Source organism: Pseudomonadota bacterium, assembly GCA_013285445.1.
Classification (GTDB): Bacteria; Pseudomonadota; Gammaproteobacteria; order Xanthomonadales; family Wenzhouxiangellaceae; genus Wenzhouxiangella.
The window spans coordinates 1,393,204-1,416,627 of sequence record CP053448.1 but is presented as its reverse complement, the minus strand read 5'-3'; the positions used below and the strand labels follow the sequence as shown (position 1 = coordinate 1,416,627).

The 23,424-nt window shown below is 64.1% G+C and carries 27 protein-coding genes; 12 read left to right on the top strand and 15 right to left on the bottom strand.

Translation table 11 applies throughout. From position 1 onward, the window contains the following. Positions 1 to 38: 38 nt before the first annotated feature. The 4 genes from glmM to HND55_06460 all read right to left on the bottom strand — a co-directional run bounded on the left by glmM (position 39) and on the right by HND55_06460 (position 5,049). Positions 39 to 1,388: a phosphoglucosamine mutase gene (glmM, locus tag HND55_06475; protein QKK02325.1), complete on the bottom strand. Its 1,350-nt coding sequence runs from the start codon at positions 1,386 to 1,388 to the stop codon at positions 39 to 41. A gap of 161 nt (positions 1,389 to 1,549) precedes the next feature. Then, complete coding sequence (folP, locus tag HND55_06470; GenBank protein ID QKK02324.1) at positions 1,550 to 2,422, bottom strand: dihydropteroate synthase; 873 nt, start codon at positions 2,420 to 2,422, stop codon at positions 1,550 to 1,552. Positions 2,423 to 2,434: 12 nt separating this feature from the next. Beyond that, positions 2,435 to 4,354, bottom strand: a complete 1,920-nt coding sequence (gene hflB / locus HND55_06465) for an ATP-dependent zinc metalloprotease FtsH (protein QKK02323.1) — start codon at positions 4,352 to 4,354, stop codon at positions 2,435 to 2,437. A 41-nt stretch (positions 4,355 to 4,395) separates the two neighbouring features. After that, positions 4,396 to 5,049 (bottom strand): 23S rRNA methyltransferase, encoded by a 654-nt coding sequence (locus HND55_06460; GenBank protein QKK04023.1) that lies wholly within the window; start codon positions 5,047 to 5,049, stop codon positions 4,396 to 4,398. A 113-nt stretch (positions 5,050 to 5,162) separates the two neighbouring features. On the opposite strand from HND55_06460, the gene yhbY reads away from it, so the two are divergent. Beyond that, positions 5,163 to 5,456: a ribosome assembly RNA-binding protein YhbY gene (gene yhbY / locus HND55_06455; GenBank protein QKK02322.1), complete on the top strand. Its 294-nt coding sequence runs from the start codon at positions 5,163 to 5,165 to the stop codon at positions 5,454 to 5,456. Between the two features lie 2 nt (positions 5,457 to 5,458). Continuing rightward, the gene (locus HND55_06450) at positions 5,459 to 5,848 is read left to right on the top strand and encodes a hypothetical protein (GenBank protein ID QKK02321.1); all 390 of its coding nucleotides are present in this window, start codon (positions 5,459 to 5,461) and stop codon (positions 5,846 to 5,848) included. On the opposite strand, the gene HND55_06445 is transcribed toward HND55_06450, so the two are convergent. From HND55_06445 to surE, 4 genes are read right to left on the bottom strand one after another with little or no spacing between them, the layout of a single operon-like run. Next, a complete protein-coding gene (locus tag HND55_06445; GenBank protein QKK02320.1) occupies positions 5,817 to 6,638 on the bottom strand; it encodes a peptidoglycan DD-metalloendopeptidase family protein in 822 nt (273 codons plus the stop codon). The two genes, HND55_06450 and HND55_06445, sit on opposite strands and share 32 nt — an antisense overlap. Further along, positions 6,623 to 7,204 (bottom strand): DedA family protein, encoded by a 582-nt coding sequence (locus HND55_06440; protein QKK04022.1) that lies wholly within the window; start codon positions 7,202 to 7,204, stop codon positions 6,623 to 6,625. Before HND55_06440 ends, HND55_06445 begins: the two co-directional genes overlap by 16 nt. Before the next feature lie 13 nt (positions 7,205 to 7,217). After that, positions 7,218 to 7,883: a protein-L-isoaspartate(D-aspartate) O-methyltransferase gene (locus tag HND55_06435; GenBank protein QKK02319.1), complete on the bottom strand. Its 666-nt coding sequence runs from the start codon at positions 7,881 to 7,883 to the stop codon at positions 7,218 to 7,220. Next, on the bottom strand, positions 7,880 to 8,662 hold the full coding sequence (surE, locus tag HND55_06430) for a 5'/3'-nucleotidase SurE (protein ID QKK02318.1): 783 nt from the start codon (positions 8,660 to 8,662) through the stop codon (positions 7,880 to 7,882). The genes HND55_06435 and surE overlap by 4 nt, the downstream gene beginning before the upstream one ends. A 65-nt stretch (positions 8,663 to 8,727) precedes the next feature. On the opposite strand from surE, the gene HND55_06425 reads away from it, so the two are divergent. Then, positions 8,728 to 9,258 (top strand): DNA mismatch repair protein MutS, encoded by a 531-nt coding sequence (locus HND55_06425; protein QKK02317.1) that lies wholly within the window; start codon positions 8,728 to 8,730, stop codon positions 9,256 to 9,258. Next, the gene (locus tag HND55_06420) at positions 9,255 to 9,590 is read left to right on the top strand and encodes a DUF3301 domain-containing protein (protein ID QKK02316.1); all 336 of its coding nucleotides are present in this window, start codon (positions 9,255 to 9,257) and stop codon (positions 9,588 to 9,590) included. Before HND55_06425 ends, HND55_06420 begins: the two co-directional genes overlap by 4 nt. Positions 9,591 to 9,657: 67 nt before the next feature. On the opposite strand, the gene HND55_06415 is transcribed toward HND55_06420, so the two are convergent. From HND55_06415 to petA, 5 genes are read right to left on the bottom strand one after another with little or no spacing between them, the layout of a single operon-like run. Further along, positions 9,658 to 10,068 carry a ClpXP protease specificity-enhancing factor gene (locus tag HND55_06415; protein QKK02315.1) on the bottom strand — a complete coding sequence of 137 codons (411 nt, stop codon included), beginning with the start codon at positions 10,066 to 10,068 and terminating at the stop codon, positions 9,658 to 9,660. Between the two features lie 5 nt (positions 10,069 to 10,073). Beyond that, on the bottom strand, positions 10,074 to 10,685 hold the full coding sequence (locus tag HND55_06410; GenBank protein QKK04021.1) for a stringent starvation protein A: 612 nt from the start codon (positions 10,683 to 10,685) through the stop codon (positions 10,074 to 10,076). A gap of 58 nt (positions 10,686 to 10,743) precedes the next feature. Further along, complete coding sequence (locus HND55_06405) at positions 10,744 to 11,478, bottom strand: cytochrome c1 (GenBank protein QKK02314.1); 735 nt, start codon at positions 11,476 to 11,478, stop codon at positions 10,744 to 10,746. Beyond that, entirely contained in the window at positions 11,478 to 12,722 is a 1,245-nt protein-coding gene (locus HND55_06400) for a cytochrome bc complex cytochrome b subunit (GenBank protein QKK02313.1), read from the bottom strand. The genes HND55_06405 and HND55_06400 overlap by 1 nt, the downstream gene beginning before the upstream one ends. Before the next feature lie 2 nt (positions 12,723 to 12,724). Further along, complete coding sequence (petA, locus tag HND55_06395; GenBank protein ID QKK02312.1) at positions 12,725 to 13,348, bottom strand: ubiquinol-cytochrome c reductase iron-sulfur subunit; 624 nt, start codon at positions 13,346 to 13,348, stop codon at positions 12,725 to 12,727. Between the two features lie 281 nt (positions 13,349 to 13,629). On the opposite strand from petA, the gene HND55_06390 reads away from it, so the two are divergent. Then, entirely contained in the window at positions 13,630 to 14,724 is a 1,095-nt protein-coding gene (locus tag HND55_06390) for a PDZ domain-containing protein (GenBank protein QKK02311.1), read from the top strand. Between the two features lie 51 nt (positions 14,725 to 14,775). Next, positions 14,776 to 15,345 carry a dCTP deaminase gene (locus tag HND55_06385; GenBank protein ID QKK02310.1) on the top strand — a complete coding sequence of 190 codons (570 nt, stop codon included), beginning with the start codon at positions 14,776 to 14,778 and terminating at the stop codon, positions 15,343 to 15,345. Between the two features lie 140 nt (positions 15,346 to 15,485). Here the strand turns inward: HND55_06385 and apbC are convergent, their stop codons facing one another. Continuing rightward, positions 15,486 to 16,559: an iron-sulfur cluster carrier protein ApbC gene (apbC, locus tag HND55_06380; GenBank protein ID QKK02309.1), complete on the bottom strand. Its 1,074-nt coding sequence runs from the start codon at positions 16,557 to 16,559 to the stop codon at positions 15,486 to 15,488. Between the two features lie 454 nt (positions 16,560 to 17,013). Here apbC and metG point away from each other — a divergent pair, with 454 nt between their 5' ends. The 5 genes from metG to HND55_06355 all read left to right on the top strand — a co-directional run bounded on the left by metG (position 17,014) and on the right by HND55_06355 (position 22,036). Further along, positions 17,014 to 19,035 carry a methionine--tRNA ligase gene (gene metG / locus HND55_06375; protein ID QKK02308.1) on the top strand — a complete coding sequence of 674 codons (2,022 nt, stop codon included), beginning with the start codon at positions 17,014 to 17,016 and terminating at the stop codon, positions 19,033 to 19,035. A 196-nt stretch (positions 19,036 to 19,231) separates the two neighbouring features. Further along, positions 19,232 to 19,810 carry an electron transport complex subunit RsxA gene (rsxA, locus tag HND55_06370; GenBank protein ID QKK02307.1) on the top strand — a complete coding sequence of 193 codons (579 nt, stop codon included), beginning with the start codon at positions 19,232 to 19,234 and terminating at the stop codon, positions 19,808 to 19,810. A 112-nt stretch (positions 19,811 to 19,922) separates the two neighbouring features. Continuing rightward, on the top strand, positions 19,923 to 21,266 hold the full coding sequence (locus HND55_06365) for a PQQ-dependent sugar dehydrogenase (protein QKK02306.1): 1,344 nt from the start codon (positions 19,923 to 19,925) through the stop codon (positions 21,264 to 21,266). A 53-nt stretch (positions 21,267 to 21,319) separates the two neighbouring features. Further along, a complete protein-coding gene (locus tag HND55_06360) occupies positions 21,320 to 21,874 on the top strand; it encodes a PH domain-containing protein (GenBank protein QKK02305.1) in 555 nt (184 codons plus the stop codon). A gap of 12 nt (positions 21,875 to 21,886) precedes the next feature. Then, the gene (locus HND55_06355) at positions 21,887 to 22,036 is read left to right on the top strand and encodes a hypothetical protein (GenBank protein ID QKK02304.1); all 150 of its coding nucleotides are present in this window, start codon (positions 21,887 to 21,889) and stop codon (positions 22,034 to 22,036) included. A gap of 3 nt (positions 22,037 to 22,039) precedes the next feature. On the opposite strand, the gene HND55_06350 is transcribed toward HND55_06355, so the two are convergent. Next, positions 22,040 to 22,411: a cupin domain-containing protein gene (locus tag HND55_06350; GenBank protein ID QKK02303.1), complete on the bottom strand. Its 372-nt coding sequence runs from the start codon at positions 22,409 to 22,411 to the stop codon at positions 22,040 to 22,042. Between the two features lie 263 nt (positions 22,412 to 22,674). On the opposite strand from HND55_06350, the gene rsxB reads away from it, so the two are divergent. Continuing rightward, a complete protein-coding gene (gene rsxB / locus HND55_06345; GenBank protein QKK02302.1) occupies positions 22,675 to 23,232 on the top strand; it encodes an electron transport complex subunit RsxB in 558 nt (185 codons plus the stop codon). Positions 23,233 to 23,424: the final 192 nt, after the last annotated feature.

The window sequence follows — 23,424 nt, the reverse complement described above, 5'->3', positions numbered from 1 at the left end:
GACTTCAGGCGGCCGGACGACGCAAGCCGGGTTGAAGATCAGTGCAGCGCCAGTGCCGATTTGACCCGGCCGGCCAGCTGCTCGGCCAATTGCCGCACCTGCGCGGCATCCGCGCCCTCAACCGTGACCCGGACCACCGGTTCGGTGCCCGATGGGCGAAGAATGACGCGACCGTGTCCGTCCAGCTCGGCTTCGATCTCGCTGACTGCCGCGGCGACCGCGGGGTTGTCATCCAGGTCAATGCAGGTCCGTCCGTCGACCGGTACGTTGATCATCACTTGCGGGCACTTTGTCATACCTTCGGTCAGGCTGGCCAGCGGGCGGCCGCTGCGGGCGACCGCCTCAAGCACCTGCAGCGCGCTGACGATGCCGCAGCCGGTGCTGGCTCGATCCAGGCACAGGATATGTCCGGAAGACTCGCCGCCAAGCAGCCAGCCACGCTCGGACAGCGCCCTGTGCACATGCCGATCGCCGACAGGGCTGCGCACGAACTCGATACCCCGTTCGTTCAAAGCCTGTTCCAGTCCGAGATTGCTCATGACGGTGCCGACAACTCCCCCCCGCAGCCCGCCATTGGTGCACCGTGTCTCGGCCAGCACATAGAGAATCTGATCACCGTCAACCAGCTCGCCGCGGTGGTCAACCATCACTACCCGGTCACCGTCACCGTCAAACGCCACGCCGAGATCAGCCCGCTCGGCAGTCACCATGCGCGCCAGGTTGCCGGGGTGGGTCGAGCCGCATTCACGGTTGATGTTAAGCCCGTCCGGCCGGTCGAAGATGCTGACGACCTCCGCCCCCAGCTCCCTGAACACTTCCGGCGCGATGCGGTAAGTCGCCCCATTGGCACAATCAACCACGAGCTTGAGGTTGTCCAGCCGGGTGCCCCAGGTCACCGTGCCCTTGCAGTACTCGACGTAGCGGCCGACGGCATCATCAATTCGCCTGGCCTTGCCCAGATGCTCCGGGGCAACCTGGACAATCGCATCGTCCATCTTTGCCTCGATGGCGGCCTGCAGCGCATCATCGAGCTTCTGGCCCTCGCGCGAGAAGAACTTGATTCCGTTATCCCCGAACGGGTTGTGAGAAGCCGAGATCACGATACCGGCCGCAGCATGCATGCTGCGGGTCAGATGCGCAATGGCCGGCGTAGGCATCGGACCCAGCAACAGGATATTCACTCCGGCCGCCGAGAAACCCGCCTCCAGCGCCGACTCAAGCAGGTAGCCCGAAATACGCGTGTCCTTGCCGATCACCACGCTTGCGTCTTCACCGAAAGTTTCGGCCAGCACGCGGCCGGCCGCCCATCCCAGCTTGAGCACCACATCGGCGGTGATCGGCGGCTCGCCAACGCGCCCGCGAATGCCGTCTGTTCCAAAGTACTTCATTGCTTCAGGCTCTCTTCCCGGCGTGAATCGGACAACCGCTGCCAGTCAAACGCGCAGCGAACAGTGACCCGGCCATTGTAGATTGAAAGCACCTGTGACGACACAAACAGGCGGTGTCACGGAAAACGCCGCCGCCCGGCACCCGCACTCGGCCGGATCGCTCAAGCCGCCCCTGACTCTTTCCGCTGACGATCGAGCGCCTCCAGCATCCGGAGACCGTCCACGGTTTCGGCCACATCGTGAACGCGCACGATCGACGCGCCCTTCTGTACTGCCAGCACGTGGGCGATGACCGATGCAACCACCCGATCAGCCGGTTTTTCCCGGCCCGTGATCGCGCCGAGCATCGACTTGCGCGACAGGCCGGCCAGCACCGGGATGCCCAGCGACACGATCTCGTCGAACCGGGCCAGTAACTCGAGATTGTGTTCAAGCGTCTTGCCGAACCCGAAACCGGGGTCGATCACAATACGTGACGGGTCGATACCGGCCGCGCGGCAGGCCTCCACACGCTCGTGCAGGAATGCCCGGATATCGTCGACAACCGAAGCGTAGACCGGATTGCCCTGCATGGTGCGCGGCTCGCCGAGCATGTGCATGATGCACACCGGTACGTTCAGTTCGGCCACCGCATCGATTGCCCCTGGCGCACGCAGGCCATTGACATCGTTGATCATTGCCGCGCCAGCGGCGACGGCGCGACGCATGACGCCCGGCTTGACGGTGTCGATGGAAACCGGCACTCCGGTGCGGTTTACGACACCCTCGATCACTGGCAGTACGCGCTCAAGCTCGGCGGCTTCATTGACCGGCTCGGCGCCCGGGCGCGTGGACTCTCCGCCGATATCGAGAATGTCCGCGCCCTCGGCGGCCAGTCTGAGCGCATGCTCGACCGCTCGCTCGGGCGCCAGGAACTGCCCACCGTCCGAAAACGAATCGGGCGTGACATTGACCACGCCCATGACCAGTGGACGAGCGCCATCAGCAGCCGCGCGGATACGCTGGCTCAGTCCTTGGGTGACAACCGCCGGCATGGCCGGTGTCGCTCAGCCGGTTGCCGGCTGACCTGACGGCGCCTCATCGGAGTCGTCTTCGCCGGCCGGTGCGGCAGGCGGCTGTTCGTCATCGTTCCAGCCCTGGGGAGGATCCGGCTCGCGCCCATCCATGATCTGGTCGATCTGGTGGGAGTCGATGGTCTCGTAGCGCATCAGTGCTTCAGCCATCAGCTCGAGCCGGGTACGATTATCGGTCAGCAGCGCCATCGCCTTGCCATAGGCAGCATCGATGATGCGTCGCACCTCCTTGTCCATCTGCCGGTGGGTCTCATCGGAGATGTGCTTGTGCTGGGTGACTGAACGCCCGAGGAACACCTCGTCCTCGTTTTCATCGTAGGCCAGCGGACCCATGCTCTCGGACAGTCCCCACTTGGCAACCATGTTGCGGGCAATCTGCGAGGCACGCTCGATATCGTTGGATGCACCGGTGGTGACCTTGTCCTTTCCGTAAACGATCTCCTCGGCCGCGCGCCCGCCAAACAGGCTGGCCAGCTGCGACTCGAGCTGCCGCCGCGTCAGCGAGTACTTGTCCTGTTCAGGCAGAAACATCGTGATGCCAAGCGCACGGCCGCGCGGGATGATGCTGACCTTGTAGACCGGATCATGATCCGGCACCAGGCGACCGACGATCGCGTGGCCGGCTTCGTGGTAGGCCGTCAGGCGCTTGTCGTCCTCGGACATGACCATCGATTTACGCTCGGCGCCCATCATGATCTTGTCCTTGGCCAGCTCAAAGTGCTGTTGACCAACCTTGGGCGAGTCCTGGCGGGCTGCAAACAGCGCCGCCTCATTGACCAGGTTGGCCAGATCAGCACCGGAAAAACCCGGGGTGCCGCGCGCGATCACCCGCGCGTCCACATCGTCGTCAAGCGGCACCTTGCGCATGTGGACCTTCAGAATCTGCTCGCGGCCCTTGAGGTCGGGCAAGGGCACCACAACCTGGCGGTCGAAGCGCCCCGGTCGCAGCAGCGCCGGATCGAGCACGTCTGGGCGGTTGGTCGCGGCGATCAGGATGATACCCTCGTTGCCCTCGAAACCGTCCATTTCGACCAGCAGCTGGTTGAGCGTCTGCTCGCGTTCGTCATGACCGCCGCCGAGACCGGCACCGCGGTGCCGTCCGACTGCGTCGATTTCGTCGATGAAGATGATGCAGGGCGCGTGCTTCTTCGCCGTTTCGAACATGTCGCGCACGCGCGATGCTCCGACACCGACGAACATTTCCACAAAATCGGATCCGGAGATCGAGAAGAAGGGCACCCTGGCCTCACCGGCGATGGCGCGGGCAAGCAGCGTCTTGCCGGTACCCGGCGGACCCACCATGAGAATGCCCTTGGGGATATGCCCGCCGAGCCGCTGGAACTTTCCGGGATCGCGCAGGAAATCGACCAGCTCGGTCACCTCGTCCTTGGCCTCTTCACAGCCCGCCACATCGCTGAAGGTCACCTTGACCTGGTCCTCGCCCTGCAGTTTGGCGCGCGACTTGCCGAAGCTCATCGCGCCGCCCCGGCCACCGGCCCCGCCCTGCATCTGACGCATGAAGTAGACCCATAGTCCGACCAGGACCAGCACCGGCAGCAGACTGATGAGAATATCGATGACAATCGACCGCTGCTCGGGTGGCTTGGCCTCGATTTCCACCGAGTTGTCGAGCAGGTCCTTGATCAGTCCGTCGTCGCGCGGCGCCAGCACTCGAAACTCGTCGCCGCCGCGCGTCTGGCCGGTGATCGTCTTGCCACCCGTGGTTTCCTGGATCTCGACCCGTTCGACGTTGCCGCGCCTGACCTCGTCCAGAAATACCGAATAGGTCATCTCACGCGGCTGCATGTCGGTTTGAGAGTAGTGGTTGAACACACTCATCAGAACCATCGCAATGATGATCCACATCAGCAGGTTTTTCACAAAATCACTCAAGTTGCTCGCTCCGTTGACCGGGTCATGGTGCCGGGTGGATTTTACGCCAACGATGTCAATGCTGCTGCCTGGTTCCGCCGCCCCTCGGCGACCAGGTAAATCTCACGGCTCTCCGGCCTCGAAGCCGGAGGCTTGCGCACCCGCACTGTCCGGTAGCAGCCGCGGAGTTCGGTCAGCAGCGCGTCAAAACCCTCACCCTGAAACGCTTTGACCACCAGATGACCGCTTTGATCCAGCCATTGCCCGGCGAATGCAGTCGCCAGCTCGGCCAGGTAAATGCTGCGTGCCTGGTCGGCGGGCCCGATACCGGAGATATTGGGCGCCATATCCGACAGCACAAGGTCAACAGTATCCCCTTCCAGGGCCATTTCAAGTGCCGCCAGTGGCTCGTCTTCCCGAAAATCGCCCTGGATGAAGGTCACGCCCTTGATCGGTTCCATAGGCAGGATGTCCAGCGCAATCACGCGCCCTTTCGCGCCGACTTTCTCCAGCGCCACCTGACTCCAGCTGCCGGGCGCCGCGCCCAGGTCGACAACCCGCTGGCCCGGCCGAAACAGCCGATCCCTGGCATCGAGCTCAAGCAGCTTGAACGCCGCCCGCGCCCGATACCCCGCCGCGCGCGCGCTTGACGTAAGGGTCGGCCTGTTGGCGTTTTCTCCAATCCACGATAATTCGTTGGTTCGTTGCTTCGGGATGGTAACGGTTTCCGGTTTACGGGTTCCGGTTTCCGAAAAACGTTCGCGCTGAATCCTGAACCCGGAACCCGATCCAAGTTACCATTGCCACCTTAATCGGAGCAGCACCTGTCATGCCTCTGACCAACACCCAGAAAAAACATCTGCGCGGCCTCAGTCACGACCTCGATCCCGTGGTGATCGTAGCCGACAAGGGCCTGACCGACAACGTCATGGACGAAGTTGAGCAGGCGCTGGCGCACCATGAACTGATCAAGGTCAGGCTGCGCGCCGATCGCGAGCGACGGCGCAGCTGGATCGACCGGCTGCTCGACCAGACCCATGCCGAGCTTGTGCAGCGTATTGGCCAGATCGTCTGCCTGTATCGGCGCAATCCCGAAAAGCCGCGCATCGCACTGCCCCGCTGAACATGGAGCTGACCGAGCACACCGCCGGCAATCACTACCTTATCGGCCGGATCGAGGATCGCGGAATCTGCATCGGCGACCGCTGGTACCGCCGCAGCCTGGTCGTCGGCGCACGCTATCTGGATCCAGAGTGGCCGGTCTCGGCACTCGAACAGCTTGATGAAAACGCCGCCGAGCCGCTGATCGCGCTGCAGCCCGAACTGGTCATCATCGGTATCGGGCAGCGCCAGCAGATTCTGCCGCACGCCTTGCAGCTGCAGTTCATTCGTCACGGCATCGGGATCGAGTGCATGACCCTGCACGCAGCGTCGCGCACGTTCAACGTACTCATGAGCGAGAATCGCCGGGCCCTGGCCGCGCTCATCTTTTCGGCAGGTAATCAAGCGGATTGACCGGCTCGCCGTTGCGGCGGATTTCAAAGTGCAGCACGTCCTCGCGCCGGTCGTCGGTGCCCATCTCCGCGATCTGCTGACCCCGCTCGATGCGATCCCCCTCGTTGACCAGGCGACGCCGGTTGTGGCCATAGGCCGACAGCAACTCGTCGGAATGCTTGATGATGATCAGCTCGCCGTAGCCGATCAGCGCGGTTCCGCTGTAGACCACTCGACCATCGGCTGCCGCCCAAACCGGCTGGCCGGCCGTCCCCGCAATTCCGATGCCCTTGCGGGTGGCGGCCGCATCAAAAGGCCGGCTGACCCGCCCGCGTGTCGGCCACTGCCAGGCCAGCCCGGCCACCGACCGCGGGCGCTCGCTGCGATGACTGTCGGCCGGCAGCGGCGGATTGCTTGCGGCAGGCGCCGGGGTTGCCGGCGCTTCGACGGTGCCGTCGACTTCCTGCGGACGGCCGGGAGCCGGAGCCGGAGCGGGGGCCGGCCCGGCAGCGGGTACAGCCCGCCGCGGCGGTGCGGACAGGCGCAGTTCCTGACCCGGACGAATAATGTAGGGCGCATCGATGCCGTTCCAGCGCGCCACCCGGCGCCAGTCCAGCCCGTAGCGAAACGCGATCGAATACAGCGTATCGCCGCGCGCTACCTCGTGGAACAGTGGCGCCGGATCGATCACGCGCGGCCGGGCCGGGGATTCACCCGGTCGCTCGGCCGGCTGCCACGGCGCGCACGCGCCCAGCAGGCCGATACAGACTGCTGCAATGGCGACCGCGCGCAGCGCTACCACAGCCACCACAGCAACAGCGCCAGCCCGACAACAGCAACGACCACCCAGCCGATGGCATCCACCCACTCGCGCAGGTGATCGGCAGCACGTTCACCACCCAGCCAGACCAGGCCGGCAACCAGGAAAAAGCGCGCGCCTCGTCCGATCACCGAGCCCAGCACGAATCCCCACAGCGGCATGACCAGCGCGCCGCCGGCAATCGTGATGATCTTGAACGGGATTGGCGTGAAGCCGGCGACAATGACGAACCACACGCCGTATTGGCGAAACGCCTCGACCGCTGCTTCATAGGCCTGCTCATAGCCGGTTCGCTCGATCAGCGGCGCCACGGCGTCGATGGCCAGCCAACCGATGAGATAGCCGATCAGACCGCCGACAACCGATGCAACGGTCGTCAGCAGCGCCAGCTGCCAGGCAGCCGACCGATTGGCCAGCACCATCGGACCCAGCATGACATCGGGGGGCACCGGAAAGACCGTGGCTTCGGCCAGGCTCAGCGCGGCCAGGTAACGCCGGGCGTGGGGATGTCGCGACAGCACCAACACCCGATCGTAAAGCCCCCGGAACATGCTCAGATCGCCTGCGCCGTCATTCCAGCCCCTCGCGCAGCGGCACGAAGCTGACCGCCCCGAGCGATTCACGCTCGTAGCCCGATCCGGTGCGGGTCACGCTGATGAGATCCTGACAAACGCCGGCCTCCTCGGGCGCAACCAGCACGCCGCCGACGACCAGCTGCTCATAGAGGGCATCAGGTACCCGTCCTCCCGCGGTCACGACGATCGCGTCGAACGGCGCCTGGCCCGGCCAGCCGCCCATGCCGTCGACGTGACGGGTGTAGATATTGTGCAGCCCGAGCCGGTGAAAGCGCTGGCGGGCGCTGCGCTGCAGCTCCCCGATCCGCTCGGTGGTGAACACCTTGCGCGCGACCCGCGCGAGTATCGCCGCCTGATAGCCTGAGCCGGTGCCGACTTCCAGCACCGTGTCGAGCTGCTCGCGACCGGCCAGCGCAGCCTGGGTCATCATCGCCACGACGAACGGCTGCGATATGGTCTGACCCCGGCCGATTGGGAGCGCGGTATCCTCATAGGCACGCGAGGACAACGCTTCGTCGACAAACAGGTGACGCGGCGTGGCCCGGATCGCATCGAGCACGCGTTGATCCGAAATGCCCTTGTCACGCAGCCTTCGCACCAGACGTTGGCGTGTGCCCTCCGAGGTCATGCCGATACCGCTCTTGGCCATGTCGGTCATCATCGCTGACGACGATAGCGGCCGCTGTTGAGCTGCTCGATCCACTGGCTGACCTGGTCCAGCGCCTGGTAACGGGTCAGGTCGACGTGAATCGGCGACACCGACACGTAGTGCTTGCGCACCGCGTGAAAATCAGTGCCAGGACCGTTGTCCTGCTCGCTGCCGGCCGGGCCAATCCAGAAGAACCGTCGGCCGCGCGGGTCTTCAAGTGGAATCACGTCTTCTGAGCGGTGCCGGTGGCCCAGTCGCGTGGTCTCGAAGCCCCGCACCTCCTGCCACGGTATATCCGGCACGTTGACATTGAGGATGGTATCGGCCGGGAGCGGCTCATCGTTGAGCTGGGCCATCAGCATGCAGGCCGCCTCGGCGGCCGTCTCGTAGTAGTGTGGACCCGTCTCGCCATAAACCAGCGACACGGCCATGGCCGGCAGACCGAGGAAGCGGCCTTCCATGGCGGCGGCGACCGTGCCCGAATACAGCACGTCATCGCCCAGGTTGGCACCGGCGTTGATGCCCGATACCACCATGTCGGGCTCATCACCAAGCAGGCCGGTTATGGCAATGTGGACGCAATCGGTCGGGGTACCATAGACCCGGTAGACGTTCTCGGCCTGCTGTTCAACGCGAATCGGGCGATCGAGCGTCAGTGAATTGCTGGCACCGGAGCGGTCCCGGTCGGGGGCCACCACCGTGACCTGGTCGCAGTGATCCGCGAGCCGCTCGGCCAGCAGCCGGATGCCGCGCGCGTGCAGCCCGTCGTCGTTGGCAATGAGAATGTGCATGGTGTTGGAACCGAACGGCCAAAAGGGTAACTATAAATGAAGATTCACCGGCGCGGGATTCAGACATGAGTGATCACGATGACAATGACCTGTTTCGCAGCGCCGTAGGCCCGGTGCGCCGTGTGCGCAGTCAGCGCGACCGCAGTCGGCCGGCAGCACCCGAGGCCGAGGCCCGGCAGCGCCGACGCGACGAAGATGCCGTGATGCAGGAACTCTCGACCGGGCCGGTCGACTGGTCCGCCGTAGAGACGGGCGAGGAGATCAGCCACCACAAGCCCGGAGTGCAGCGGCGCGTGCTCGGGCGCCTGCGGCGAGGGCACTGGCGCATTGAAGACGAGATTGACCTGCACCAGATGAATCTCGAGGCGGCCCGCAACACCATTCGTGAATTCCTGCAGCAGGCCTGGCGCGAACGCCTGTCCTGTATCAAGATCATTCACGGCAAGGGGTTGCGCTCGGGCCCGTCGGGGCCGCAGCTCAAGCGCCTGACGGCCAGCCTGCTGGCACGCGACCGCAGAGTGGCCGCGTTCATGTCGGCACCGCCACACGACGGCGGCACCGGCGCGGTCTACGTGCTGCTGCAGGCGCGTCGATGACCGGGCTGGACGGCGCGATCGGCGGACTGCTCGGGCTGGCGCTGCTTGGCCTGTTCTGGGCCTCGGCCGTCACCGCTCGAGAACGCGCCCGCGCTGCCGCCCGGGCGTTCTGCGAGCGCAACGACTGGCAGCTGCTCGACGAAACGGTCGCGCTGCGGCCACTGCGGCCGACCCGCGCTGCACGAGGGCTGGAATGGTGCCGGATCTATCGCTTTGAATTCAGCCCGGACGGCGGCGGAAGGCGGTCCGGCGAGCTGACGTTGCAGGGACGGCGGTTGATGCGGGTCTGGGGAGAGCGTGACGACGGCTCGCGGCTGATCGAGCCGGATTGAAACCCGGCCCAGGGTCTGCGGATCGATGCGCGGAAACGGCCGGTTGCTTTCCGGTTGCCGGAAACCGTTACTTGATGACCTTCAGGTTGGGCCGGGACTTGCGGTCAGGCAAGTCCTTGCCGTCGTCGGCGCCGGCCTTGTCCGAACCGGTCGCACCTGTTTCGCCCTCTTCGTCTTCTGGAAACATCATGCCGCGGCCATTTTCACGCGCGTAGACCGCCTGTACCGCTTCAACCGGAACATAGACGGCATGCGATATGCCCCCGAAGCGGGCAACGAAAGACACTGACTCGTTGTCCATGAGCAGGTCACGCACCGCGCTCGGACTGACGTTGAGGACGACCCGGCCATCGTGGATGCTGGACGGCGGGACCTCGACCCCGGGATGCTCGGCCGAGACCAGCAGATGCGGCGTCAATCCGCTGTCGACGATCCACTCATGCAGGGCACGCAGCAGGTACGGACGCGAGGAGCGCACGAGCGCTACTCTCCCTCGCGCAGGATGCGTTCGGCCTCGGTCAGACTGCGCTTGAAAGAGTCACGCGCAAACATGCGTTCCATGTAGCGCACGGCGTTGGGTGCCTTGCCGGCCGGTATGTCGACATCATAAGCCGGCAGGCGCCAAAGCAAGGGCACCAGCGCGCAGTCAACCAGCGACAGCTCATCGCTGAGCAGATAGGTCTTCAGTCCGAACAGCTCATCGGAGGCGATGATGCCTTCCCGCAACGTCTTGCGTGCCGCGGCAATCTTTTTCTGACCGCCCGAGGTTTCGATGATCTTGGCCGACTCGACCCAGTCGCGCTGGATGCGATACATCGCCAGACGCAGGTAGGCCCGCGACAGGGGATCGACCGGCATCAGCGGCGGATGCGGGTAGCGTTCGTCGAGATACTCGGTCACGACCCAGGTGCCGTAGAGCTTGAGGTCCTTGTCGACCAGGGTCGGCGTCTCGCCATAGGGATTGAGCTCGGCCAGATCGGCACTGGCGGCACGGTCCTGCTCGACGTGGATGATTTCGACGTTGATGCCCTTCTCGGCAAGCACGAAGCGCACGCGGTGACAGTCAAGACAGTTCTCCGAGGAGTAAAGGGCCATCATAGGGTGACATCTCCCGGCGACACTGTTGGGCGGATTCGAATCGGAGTCAGGGGCATCACTTCACGTCCTTCCAGTACTCGTGGTAGAGCAGCCAGGCCAGGAACGTGAACACGGCCAGGAACAGCAGCACCCAGATGCCAAGCGACTCGCGCTTGAGTCGGGCGGGCTCGGCGGCGTATTCCATGAATGCGACCAGGTCGCGAGCCACGCCCTCGTAGTCCTCCGGAGAAAGCTGCCCCGGCTCGTCGAGTTCCAGACCGACCATTTCGACATGCTCGACACCCTCTTCATCGGTATGGGTTTCGGTCACGGCACGCTGCACGCCCTGCAGTTCCCACAGCACGTGCGGCATGGCCGCGTTGGGCAGCACCGTGTTGTTCCAGCCGTCCTCGGTCAGGTAGAAGCTCTTGAGGAAGGTGTAGACCCAGTCGGGGCCGCGCGAGCGTGCCGTCAGCGTCAGATCCGGCGGCGTAATGCCAAACCATTCCTCAGCCTGATCGGCATCCATCGCGGTCAGCATGTAATCGCTGATTTCCCGGTCACCGAACAGAAGGTGGGACTCGACTTGTTCTTCGGTCAGGTCCAGATCCTGTGCCAGTCGGTTGTAGCGAAGGTACTGAGCCGAGTGACAACCCATGCAGTAGTTGATAAACAGCGCCGCACCACGCTGCAGCGATGCCGTGTCGGTCAGGTTGATGTTGGCTTGCTCGAGCTCGCCTCCACCGCCGGCAGCTCGAGCACCCAGGCAAACAAACAGGCCTGCAGCGAGAATGATCGTCCGTAGTTTCATCACTTGGTCACCCGTTCCGGTACCGGCTTGGTCTTTTCATGCTTCGTGACCCACGGCATCGTGAAGAAAAACGCGAAGTAGTAGACGGTCCACAGTCGCGATTCCAGCGTCTGTGCCGGTGTGCCTTCGCCCAGGGCCAGCATGCCGAGACGAATGAACCCGACCACAAACAGCGCCAGCATGATCTTGCTCGGCCAGCCCTTGTAGCGAATTGACCTGACTCGCGAGCGATCCAGCCACGGCAGGAAGAACAGCACGAAAACCGCCGCACCCATCACGATCACGCCGAACAGCTTGTCAGGGACCGCACGCAGCATGGCGTAGTAAGGCGTGAAGTACCAGACCGGCACGATATGCTCAGGGGTTACCAGCGGGTCAGCCGGCACGAAGTTGTCGGGCTCCAGAAACAACCCGCCCATCTCCGGCGCGTAGAACAGCACGAAAGCGAACAGAATCAGGAACACCCCGACGCCGAACAGATCCTTGACGGTGTAATAGGGATGAAACGGCACGCCGTCGAGCGGGCGACCCGCTGCATCCTTCTTCTGCTTGATTTCGATACCGTCGGGATTGTTCGACCCGACCTCGTGCAGCGCGGCCAGGTGCAGCACGACCAGCATCAGCAGCGCCAGCGGCAAAGCGACCACGTGCAGCGCGAAAAAGCGCGTCAGCGTCGCGTCGGAGATCATGTAGTCGCCGCGTATCCACTCGACCAGACCGTCGCCGACCACCGGAATCGCGCCGAACAGCGAGATGATGACCTGGGCACCCCAGTAGGACATCTGGCCCCAGGGCAGCACATAGCCCATGAAGGCCTCGGCCATCAATACCAGATAAATGAATACGCCCAGCACCCAGATCAGCTCGCGCGGCTTGCGGTAGGAACCGTAAAGCAGCGCCCGGAACATGTGCAGATAGACAACAATGAAGAACGCCGATGCGCCGGTTGAATGCATGTAGCGGATCAGCCAGCCCCATTCGACGTCGCGCATGATGTACTCGACCGAGGCAAAGGCCAGATCCGCCTCGGGCGTGTAGAACATGGTCAGGAAGATGCCGGTGACCAGCTGGTTGACCAGCACCAGAACGGCCAGGGAACCGAAGAAATACCACAGGTTGAAGTTTTTCGGCGCGTAGTATTCGCTCAGATGCTGCTTCCAGAACGAACTGACCGGCAGTCGCTCGTCGACCCAGGCACCGATGGCCCGGACGTTCTTGCTCAAGGCACTGGCAGGCTTGGCCATGGTCATGCGGCTCCTTGGGGATCGACACCGATGATGACATGGTCATCGTCAATGAAACTGTAGGGCGGAATGAGCAGATTGAGCTGCGCCGGCACGCCGCGGTAGACGCGGCCGGCCAGATCGAACTTGGAACGGTGACAGGGGCAGAAAAAGCCGCCACGCCAGTCAGCGTCGAAGGGCTGCGCTTCGACCTCGGGCAGGACCTGTGGCACGCAGCCCAGATGCGTGCAGTGGATATTGGCCACCAGAATCTCCGGACGCAGCGAGCGGTGGATGTTCTGGGCGTAACCGGGCTGCTGCGAACTGACCTCCGAATTCGGGTCGGCAAGCCGCTCATTGAGCACCTGAAGGTCCTCGAGCATGCGCTCGGTGCGCCGCATCAGGCCGATCGTCTGGCCGCGCCACTGAACGCGCAGGATCTGCCCGGGTTCGAGATTGCCGATGAACACCTCGACCGGCGCTCCGATAAGGCGCGCCTTGGCGCTCGGCTTCCAGGAGGCGACGAACGGCCACGCCGCCAGACCGGCCCCGGCGGCACCGACCACTCCGGTCGTCCAGGTCAGCAGGCGACGTCGACCCGGATTCTCCGGCGGCTGCAGGGAAGCAAGAGTTTCAGTATCCGACATGCAAGTCTCCGATTCATTGATAATGGCCGCCGATGACCGGCAACTTGGCGATTCCGATTCACATTCAAGTCTGGCTGATCGCGCGCAAGCGCACGCGCGCACCCCGGGCCGGCTGACTCTGATGGAATCCTGACGCTGATCAGCCCCTTATTTTAGCGAAAAATTAATCAAATACTCAATTCCCCGCCGCTTCGGGTGTTTCAGACGACCGGTTTCGGACTGATCGCGACCGTTATAATGCAATGGCCGCGCTATCCTACTACAGGCCCGTCGAGACCCGCATGACCCGTATCATTCAATTTGCTGTCCAGTTCGTGGTGCTGGGTCTGGCCATCGCGTTCATCATCGTGTGGTTCCGACCGCAGCTGCTGCCGGCGTTCAACCAGGGCGCCGCATCACCGTCAACACAATCCTATGCCGATGCAGTCAACCGTACCGCACCGGCAGTGGTCAGCATCTACACCCGCACGCTGGTCAGCGAGCCGCTCGGTGGCGACTTTTCCGATCCGCTGTTCAACGCGATCTACGGGGGACGGATGATCACGCGCCCCCGGCGCGGGCTGGGATCAGGCGTCATCATCTCCAGCGATGGGCTGATTCTGACCACCCTCCACGTGATCTCGCGCGTCGACGACATACTGGTTGCGCTGTGGGACGGACGCGTCGCCGAGGCCACCGTGGTCGGTCGCGATCCGGGCACCGACCTGGCCGTGTTGCGCATTGATCTTGACAATCTGCCCGTCGCCAGCCTGGCCGAATCGGACAGCGTGCGGGCCGGCGATGTCGTGCTGGCGATCGGCAATGCCTTTGGACTGAGCCATACCGTCACCATGGGCATCGTCAGCGCCACCGGCCGCGGCGACCTCAGTCTGGCCAGCTTCGAGGACTTCATCCAGACCGACGCGGCCATCAATGCCGGTAATTCCGGCGGCGCGCTGATCAACCCGGCAGGCGAGGTGGTCGGCATCAACAGCGCATCGCTGGGCCAGTCCACCGGTGCCCAGGGGATTTCCTTTGCCATACCCGCAGACGTCGTCCGACGCGTCACCGAGCAGATCATCGAGTACGGCCGCGTCAAGCGCGGCTGGGCCGGTATCGAGCTGGCCGACGTCACCCTTCGCCTGACCGATGCATCGGTCCAGAGCGGCGCGCGCATCACCCGGGTTCACAGCGGCAGTCCGGCCTGGGAAGCCGGCCTCAAACCCGGCGATATCCTGGTCAGCGCTGCTGGCCTGGCCGTCAACAGCGCGCGCGAGGTGATGCAGCTAATCGCCAATTCCGAGCCCGGCCGCGAAATGGAGCTGGAAGTGCTGCGCGGCAACGAGCTGTTCACGACCAGCGTCAGCCTGATCCAGCAGCCTCCGCTGCGTGACTGACCGATAAGCTAGAATCGGGCCTTCGCATTTGCCAACCTGTCCAGGTATCTCATGACCATCAAGTCCGACCGCTGGATTCGCCGCATGGCCGCCGAACACGGCATGATCGAGCCGTTCGAGCCCAGCCAGGTCCGGCAAACCGGTGACGGACGCAAGCGGGTCTCTCACGGCACCTCCAGCTACGGCTACGACGGGCGCTGCGCCGACGAATTCAAGATCTTCACCAACATCAACACCGCCATCGTCGACCCCAAGAACTTCGACGAAAAGAGCTTTGTCGATTTCACCGGCGATGTCTGCATCATCCCGCCAAACTCCTTTGCCCTGGCGCGCACCGTGGAATACTTTCGAATTCCGCGCAACGTGCTCACCATCTGCCTGGGCAAGTCGACCTATGCGCGCTGCGGCATCATCGTCAACGTCACGCCGCTCGAGCCGGAGTGGGAAGGCCATGTCACCCTGGAGTTCTCCAACACCACCCCTCTGCCGGCCAAGGTCTACGCCAACGAAGGCATCGCCCAGTTCCTGTTCCTGGAGTCCGACGAGGAGTGCGAGACCAGCTACGCCGACCGCGCCGGCAAATACATGGGGCAGCGCGGCGTCACCTTGCCAAAAACCTGAAACAACAAGAGCTTTGGAACCACGGAAGACACGAAACTCACGGCGGAGATTCGATCAGCAAGTTCGAACCAGGCCTGCTTCCATATTCCGTGTATGCCGTGATTTCTGTGGTTAGCCGGTTTTTCTGATCCCGGGAAATCCTAATCCGTGATCTTGATCTTCGGCATCCTGATCTTCGCCTCGCGCGACTGAGTCGAGAGGCGGCCGGCAACGCGCCGTCCAATTTCGCGAAAGCGCCGCGCCGAAGGGTGTTCGGGATCGGCCACCACGATCGGCGCACCCTCATCAGTGCTGCGGCCGATTGGCGCGTCGAGCGGTAGCTGACCAAGCAGCGGCAAGCCCGCCTCGCGGGCGATGAACTCCCCGCCTCCGGTTCCGAAGATCGCATCCTCGTGGCCGCAGTTCGAGCAGACATGCGTGCTCATGTTCTCGATGACCCCAAGTACCGGCACCTTGACCTTGGCAAACATCGCAACGGCACGGCGCACGTCATCGACGGCCACCTGCTGCGGCGTGGTGACCGTCACCGCTGCCGAAACGGGAATGCGCTGCGCCAGAGTCAGCTGGATATCGCCGGTGCCGGGGGGCAGGTCAACAATCAGGTAATCCAGCCCGTCCCAGCGGGTTTCCGATACCATCTGCTGCAGCGCCTGGGTGGCCATCGGCCCGCGCCAGATCATGGCCTGGTCGGTGCCCACCAGCACGCCGATACTCATGCACTGCAGCCCGTGAGCGCTCATCGGCACAATACGCTTGTCCGGCGTGGTCTGCGGCTTCCCTTGCAGGCCGAGCATGCGCGGCTGGCTGGGACCATAGATGTCGGCGTCGAGAATGCCCACGCGCGCACCTTCGGCCAGCAGCGCCAGCGCCAGATTGGCACTGACCGTTGACTTGCCGACCCCGCCCTTTCCCGAGGCTACGGCGATGACGTTGCGCACGCCTTCGATCGGGTCCAGTCCGCCCTGGACAGCATGCTGGGGGATCTGCCAATCGATGTCGACGGTCACCTCCTCAACCTCGCCGCTGGCCCGCAGCCGCTCGGTCACGATCTCCGACAGCGTGTTGCGCCAGCCGGCCGCCGGATAGGCCAGCCGGATATCCACCGCCGCGCGCCGCTTGTCGAGCGCCACCGCGCGCACCGCATCGCCCAGTGGACGTCCCGTGTTCGGATCCTCGATCGCGGCGACAACCGTCTTGCAGTCCTCGTTGTTCATGCCCTCAATGCTCTTCTTGAATCCGGACCGATATTGTACCGGTTTAAACGACCTCATCGAACATCCTTCGGGCAGGTCGGGCCGCGTCCCCGGCCAACCCGTCGCGGATGCGACCGCGACCGACAAATCCAGCGCCACCCCCACAAGCGATGCCCACGGGTAGGTCGGGGCCGCGTCCCCGACGCACGAGATCCCGAACCGGCAAGCACAACGGAACATCCCCCAACCCGTCGCAGATGCGACCGCGACCGACAAATCCAGCGCCACCCCCACGGGCGATGCCCACGAGTAGGTCGGGGCCGCGTCCCCGACGCACGAGATCCGGAACCGGCAAGCACAACGGAACATCCCCCAACCCGTCGCAGATGCGACCGCGACCTCCGGCGCCCGACCCGATTCCCCAGCCATGCGATAATCGACGGCCGCCGCCAAACACAAGCCCATTGCCTGAAACATGACCGACAAGCGCCGCATCCTGGTCACCGCCGCCCTGCCCTATGCCAACGGCTCGATCCACATGGGGCACATGCTCGAGTACATCCAGACCGACATCTGGGCGCGCTTCCAGCGGGCGATGGGCCACGAGGTGGTGTTCGCCTGGGCCGACGACGCCCACGGCACGCCGATCATGCTGCGCGCCGAAAAGGAAGGCGTCGAACCGGAAGCGCTGATCGAGCGCATGCACGCCGAGCACCTCGAGGATTTCCAGGATTTCGCGCTCAGCTTCGACAACTTTTCATCGACCCACACCGACACCAACCGGGCGCTGGTCGAGCGCATCTGGGCCGCGCTCAAGGACCGCGGCGCGGTGCGCACCGAGACCATCGAGCAGTACTTCGACACCGAGCGCGAGATGTTTTTGCCCGACCGCTTCATCAAGGGCAGCTGCCCGCGCTGCGGCGCCGAAGACCAGTACGGCGATTCCTGCGAGGCCTGCGGGGCGACCTACGACCCGACCGAGCTGGTCGACCCGCGCTCGGTCGTCTCCGGCACGACGCCGGTGATGAAGGACACCGAGCATTATTTCGTCACGCTGTCGGATTTCAGCGACAGCCTGAAGGAATGGATCCGCTCCGGCGCCCTGCAGGCCGAAGTCGCCAACAAGCTCGAGGAGTGGTTCGCCGACGGCCTGCGCGACTGGGACGTGACCCGTGACAAGCCCTATTTCGGTTTTCGCATCCCCGACACCGACGACAAGTTCTTCTACGTCTGGGTGGACGCGCCGGTCGGTTATCTCGCCAGCTTCATGGAGCTGTGCGAGAAAAACGGCTGGGACTTCGAGGACTGGCTTCGCCCGCACTCAAACGCCGAGATGCACCACTTCATCGGCAAGGACATCATCTACTTCCACTGCCTGTTCTGGCCGGCCATGCTCGAGGGCGCGGGGCTCAAGCGGCCCACCGGCGTCTACGCCCACGGTTTCCTGACCGTCAACGGCACCAAGATGTCGAAGTCGCGCGGCACCTTCATCATGGCGCGCACCTGGCTCGATCACCTGCATCCGGACCTCCTGAGATACTACTTCGCCGCCAAGCTCGGCTCGGGTCTGGTCGACATCGATCTCAACTTCGAGGACTTCCGCTACCGGGTCAACGCCGACCTGGTCGGCAAGCTGGTCAACATCGCCAGCCGCTCGGCCGGCTTCATCCACAAGCTCGGCGACGGCCGGCTGGCCGCCAAACTGCCCGACCCGGCGCTGCACCAGCGCTTCGTCGGCGAGCACCTGGCCATCATCGAGGACTTCGAGAAGCGCAACTACCACGCCGCGATCCGCCGCATCATGGCCCTGGCCGACGAGGCCAACGTCTACATCAACGAGCACGCGCCCTGGAAGCTGGCCAAGGAAGCCGGACGCGAAGACGAGGTCGTGGCCATCTGCACCCAGGCGCTCAACCTGTTCAGGCTGCTGATGACCTGGCTCTCGCCGGTCATACCGGTCACCGCCGCAAAAGCGGCCGAGTTTCTCGCGACCCGGCTCGACGATTTCAGCACCGTCGGCGAGCCCCTGCTCGACCACCAGATCAACACGTTCGAGCCGTTGCTCACGCGCGTCGAGGAAGAGCAGACCGAGGCCCTGATCGAGGCGAGCAAGGCGTCGCTCGAGGCGCCGGCAGGCCAGGCCAGGAACGCCGACAAGGAAGACGACGACATGATCCAGTTCGACGATTTCATCAAGGTTGACCTGCGCGTGGCGCGGATCGACTCGGCCGAGGAAGTCCAGGGCGCCGACAAGCTGCTGCGCCTGTCGCTCGATGTGGGCGAGCTCGGCCAACGCCAGGTCCTGGCCGGCATCCGCGGTCACTACGAGCCGGACGAACTCAACGGCCGGCTGACCGTGGTGGTGGCCAACCTCGAGCCGCGCAAGATGCGCTTCGGCGTTTCCGAAGGCATGGTGCTCGCGGCCAGCGGCGAAGACGGCCGGCCATGGCTCCTGTCCCCCGACAGCGGCGCCGAGCCCGGCATGCGCATCAAGTAATCAATTCCTCGGAGGCGCGGGTGCGACCCGTATGTCGCCCGTCGGGGACGCGGCCCCGACCTACTTCGGGGCGGGGCGGATTCGTGTTCGAATCACCGTTCGTTGTGTGTCGGGTTCGTAGGTCGCGGTCGCATCCGCGACGGACGGGGTTCGAATCGGCAACCCTGAACCCCGCAGCGGTTAAACTTCTGAAATCATGGATCTGGTGCTGATCGTCATTTCGGCCGCCCTGGTCAACAACTTCGTGCTGGTCCAGTTCCTTGGACTGTGCCCGTTCATGGGCGTGTCGAACAGCGTTTCATCGGCAGTCGGTCTGTCAGTCGCCACAGCCTTCGTGCTGACCCTGGCATCCGTGGCCAGCTACGTGCTCACCGCCTGGGTGCTCGAACCACTGGGCCTGGAGTACCTGCGCATTGTCATGTTCATTCTGGTCATTGCCGCGCTGGTGCAGGCCACCGAACTGTACCTGCGCCACAGCGCGCCGCTGCTGCACCGGGTGCTGGGGGTCTACCTGCCGCTGATTACCAGCAACTGTGCCGTGCTCGGCGTCGCCCTGCTCAACGTGCGCGAGCAACACAGCCTGCTCGAGTCGGCCTTCTACGGGCTTGGCGCTGCCCTCGGGTTCGGTCTGGTCGTGGTCATGCTGGCAGCCGCGCGCCGGAATCTGGCCATGGCTGACGTGCCAGCCAGCTTCCGGGGCGCGCCAATCGGCCTGATTACTGCCGGACTGATGGCGCTGGCATTCATGGGCTTTACCGGATTCGCGCGCCTGTAACCATGACCGGTCAATCTTGTTCACCGCCAAGACGTTAAAATATCGAATGGCCGGCGGCTGCCGCCAACAGGCCCGGCCCGTGGGCCTTGATCCAGACACGAGGAGTTCTGTCATGCGCATCACCTCACTGATTGTCACGCTTCTGCTGCTGGCCGGGTGCAACGCCGCCCAGACCGGTTCTGAACCGGCCGGAAGCACCGTAGCGGAAGCCGAAGCCAGCACCAACGGCACCGACGCCGCCAGTGCCGACGAGACCACCGACCGTCCGCCTGCGAACGAGACCCAGACAGGCAGCGACACCAGTGGCGAGGACAGTGCCCGGGAAACGGAAGAAACCGCACCCCCGGAAACCGATTACGCGCCGGCTTTCCCCGGGCAGACGCGCGCTCCGAAACCGGCCGATACCGAAGACTGGGTGACCGAGACTCTTGCCCGCGGGCTGGAGCATCCATGGGCCATCGAGTTCCTTCCGGATGGTTCGATGCTGGTCACCGAACGACCGGGACGCCTGCGCCACATCGCCGCTGACGGCGTCGTATCCGATCCCCTCTCCGGGGTTCCGGAAGTCGACGCGCGCAACCAGGGCGGCCTGCTCGATATCGCGATCGCGCCCGACTTCGAGTCCAGCCGCACCGTTTTCTTCACTTTCTCCGAACCGCACGACGGTGGCACCAACAACACCGCCGTCGCCCGCGCCCGCCTGAGCAATGACCATCGCGCCGTCGATAACGTGGAAGTCATCTTCAGCCAGTACCCCAGCGTCGGGTCGACCGGTCACTACGGCTCGCGCATCGTGTTCGAAAACGAGAACACCATCTGGGTCAGTCTGGGCGACCGTCAGGGCGACCCGGTACGCAAGAATGCCCAGGACCCGACCAACACCATCGGCACAGTCGTCCGGATTCATACCGACGGCAGCATCCCGCAAGACAACCCGTTCGTCGATCACGTCGAAAACGCCCCGGAGATCTGGTCGTACGGACACCGCAACGTCCAGGCGGCAGCGAAGCACCCCGAAACCGGCGAACTGTGGACCGTCGAACATGGTCCGCGCGGAGGCGACGAGCTCAACCAACCCCAGGCCGGCAAGAACTACGGCTGGCCGACGGTCTCCTACGGCATCGAGTACCGGGGCGATGCCGTCTATGACGGCATGACCGAGGCCGAGGGCATGGAGCAGCCGGTCTACTACTGGGACCCGGTCATCGCTCCGTCGGGCATGACCTTCTACACCGGCGAGGCCTTCCCGGCCTGGCAGGGCGATGTGTTCGTGGGCGGTTTGCGGACCCAGCGCCTGTCACGCCTGGTGATGAAAGACGGCCGCGTGATCGGTGAAGAATGGCTGGAGATCGGCCATCGCGTGCGCGATGTGGTCGAGGGCCCGGATGGCGCACTTTACCTGGTCACCGACGAACCTGACGGGCGCGTGATGCGCGTCGTGCCAGCCGAGTCCTGATTCGGCTCCATTAACTGGGCCAGCGTCCGGATCACCCTGACAGGAGGGAAGACATGAAGAACCGAACCGCGGTGCTTCGCCAGGCCAACATCAAGCCGGAGGTCATTCGCTATCATCTCTGGGGAGTGGCCATCACCTGCACGCTGCTCGTGGTGACCATTCCTCTCCTGCCAATCATCCTGGCGCTGGCCTACTGGCTGATGAAACGCTACTACGCCCGCCTCGAAGTCGTCCTGACAAGGCGCGACCTGAAGGTGCGCCGGGGCATATGGAACGTCGAGGAAAAGAGCGTGCCGCTGGAGAAAATCACCGACCTGGCACTCAGGCAAGGGCCCTTGATGCGCCTGTTCAGCATCAAGGGTATGAGCGTGGAGACCGCAGGGCAATCGTCCGCCGGCGCACTGGTCAGCATCACAGGCATCGAGGATGTCGACGAGTTCCGCGACGCCGTGCTCGATCAGCGCGACCGCGTCAGCGACTGGCAGGAACAGGAAACGCAGCCTTCTTCCGCGGCGCCACTACCGGCGGAAACGGGCAACACGCTCCAGGTACTGGGCGAAATCCGCGACAGCCTGGCCCGCATCGAAACACACCTAGGGAGCCTCTAAACAACTCTGCGCGTGAGCGACTCGCACCGGCATGCATCACCACCGGAGCAACTGCTTTGGGCCGGCCGGCTGGTGCCGCTGCCTGGTCATGCCGCCTGGCTCGCCTGTCGCGACGCAATTGGCGCCGATCAGTGGCCGGTACTCGACGATGACGAGCGCTGAGCGTCAGCCGTCGGCCTCGTCCCGGGTCTCGTGCTCGGTGCCCGGCTCATGCTCCGGCGGCGAGTAGGTCGTGTAGAGCTTGAGCATGCCGCTGCCGGTGTTCTTGAAATTGTGCCAGGTGCCCGACGGTACGATACTGACATCACCCGCGGCCACCGGCTCTTCGCGCTCGCCGATCTTCGCCACGCCGCTGCCCTCGACGAAATAGAGCAGCTGATCATGGCCTTCGTGGACCTCACCGCCGATCTCGTCACCTTCGGCAATGGCCATCAATACCAGCTGGCACTGCTCGCCGGTCCAGATCACCTTGCGGAACTCGTCGTTATCCCGAGCCAGCTGCACAACCGGCAGCGTGGTCTGGTTGGTCTCACTCATCACGCTTCTCCAATGGTTGCGGTGGTTACTGATCAGATTGACATCAATTACATGCGGCACGTTTGCGCTGGATCAAGCCATCGTCGATACCTGACGTCGCTATTCTGAAGGCACCCCCGGCAATTATACAGATCGCATTCAGGGCTTCAGGAACGGCTCGAATCAAGGCGTCGCTCGCCGGGAAGGGGGATTCCCCTTTGCAAGAGCGACAACGCCGAGTGCGGCCATTCCTGGAGCCCCTGGCTGGTTGATATCATGACCACATGCTGACCGCAACAGCCACCATGCTCGGGTTGATCGTCGCCATTGCCGTCGTCCTGCTCTGGCTGGGGCGTCGATTTCGGCCGGACGAGGACAGCCTGGTCGAGCGGGTCAACGAGATCCTGCCGCAAACCCAGTGCGCGCAGTGCGGTTACCCCGGCTGCCGGCCCTATGCGCAGGCCATCGTCAACGGCGAGGCCGATATCAACCAGTGCCCGCCCGGCGGCGAAGAAGGCGTGAAGCGGCTGGCCGAACTGCTTTGCGTCGAGCCCCGGCCGCTCGATCAAACCCGCGGCCAGCACAAGCCACCAATGGTCGCCGTTATCGACGAAGAGCGCTGCATCGGCTGCACGCTGTGCATCCAGGCCTGCCCCGTCGACGCCATCATCGGCGCCCAGCGCCAGATGCACACGGTCATCGAGCAAGAATGCACCGGCTGCGAGCTGTGTATCGCACCCTGCCCGGTCGACTGCATCGATCTGGTTGAGCGCGGCGAGGCCTGGCGCTGGCCGGCGCCCGAACCCGTTGCCGCCCGGTCCGGGCAGTCGACGCCTGTCTGAACCCAGGCCCGGTCTGGCCAGTTGATATACTTCATCGCCCAGCCGGAGAGTTCGCGATGGTTCTGGATCAGCTGCTAAGACGCAACCCTGGGATCGATCAACCGTGGCAGCGGCGCGGCGCCGTGATCGAGCCGGAGGCCGCCCGGCACGGTCCCGGCGCCCAACTGCGCGAACTGGCGCGGAACGTTTGAC

Excerpts from the sequence above, each read along its gene's own strand:
- glmM (QKK02325.1), bottom strand. The coding sequence starts at position 1,388 with ATGAAGTACTTTGGAACAGACGGCATTCGCGGGCGCGTTGGCGAGCCG.
- folP (QKK02324.1), bottom strand. The coding sequence starts at position 2,422 with ATGCCGGCGGTTGTCACCCAAGGACTGAGCCAGCGTATCCGCGCGGCT.
- yhbY (QKK02322.1), top strand. The coding sequence starts at position 5,163 with ATGCCTCTGACCAACACCCAGAAAAAACATCTGCGCGGCCTCAGTCAC.
- HND55_06450 (QKK02321.1), top strand. The coding sequence starts at position 5,459 with ATGGAGCTGACCGAGCACACCGCCGGCAATCACTACCTTATCGGCCGG.
- HND55_06435 (QKK02319.1), bottom strand. The coding sequence starts at position 7,883 with ATGATGACCGACATGGCCAAGAGCGGTATCGGCATGACCTCGGAGGGC.
- surE (QKK02318.1), bottom strand. The coding sequence starts at position 8,662 with ATGCACATTCTCATTGCCAACGACGACGGGCTGCACGCGCGCGGCATC.
- HND55_06425 (QKK02317.1), top strand. The coding sequence starts at position 8,728 with ATGAGTGATCACGATGACAATGACCTGTTTCGCAGCGCCGTAGGCCCG.
- HND55_06420 (QKK02316.1), top strand. The coding sequence starts at position 9,255 with ATGACCGGGCTGGACGGCGCGATCGGCGGACTGCTCGGGCTGGCGCTG.
- HND55_06410 (QKK04021.1), bottom strand. The coding sequence starts at position 10,685 with ATGGCCCTTTACTCCTCGGAGAACTGTCTTGACTGTCACCGCGTGCGC.
- HND55_06405 (QKK02314.1), bottom strand. The coding sequence starts at position 11,478 with ATGAAACTACGGACGATCATTCTCGCTGCAGGCCTGTTTGTTTGCCTG.
- HND55_06400 (QKK02313.1), bottom strand. The coding sequence starts at position 12,722 with ATGGCCAAGCCTGCCAGTGCCTTGAGCAAGAACGTCCGGGCCATCGGT.
- petA (QKK02312.1), bottom strand. The coding sequence starts at position 13,348 with ATGTCGGATACTGAAACTCTTGCTTCCCTGCAGCCGCCGGAGAATCCG.
- HND55_06390 (QKK02311.1), top strand. The coding sequence starts at position 13,630 with ATGACCCGTATCATTCAATTTGCTGTCCAGTTCGTGGTGCTGGGTCTG.
- HND55_06385 (QKK02310.1), top strand. The coding sequence starts at position 14,776 with ATGACCATCAAGTCCGACCGCTGGATTCGCCGCATGGCCGCCGAACAC.
- apbC (QKK02309.1), bottom strand. The coding sequence starts at position 16,559 with ATGAACAACGAGGACTGCAAGACGGTTGTCGCCGCGATCGAGGATCCG.
- metG (QKK02308.1), top strand. The coding sequence starts at position 17,014 with ATGACCGACAAGCGCCGCATCCTGGTCACCGCCGCCCTGCCCTATGCC.
- rsxA (QKK02307.1), top strand. The coding sequence starts at position 19,232 with ATGGATCTGGTGCTGATCGTCATTTCGGCCGCCCTGGTCAACAACTTC.
- HND55_06365 (QKK02306.1), top strand. The coding sequence starts at position 19,923 with ATGCGCATCACCTCACTGATTGTCACGCTTCTGCTGCTGGCCGGGTGC.
- HND55_06360 (QKK02305.1), top strand. The coding sequence starts at position 21,320 with ATGAAGAACCGAACCGCGGTGCTTCGCCAGGCCAACATCAAGCCGGAG.
- HND55_06350 (QKK02303.1), bottom strand. The coding sequence starts at position 22,411 with ATGAGTGAGACCAACCAGACCACGCTGCCGGTTGTGCAGCTGGCTCGG.
- rsxB (QKK02302.1), top strand. The coding sequence starts at position 22,675 with ATGCTGACCGCAACAGCCACCATGCTCGGGTTGATCGTCGCCATTGCC.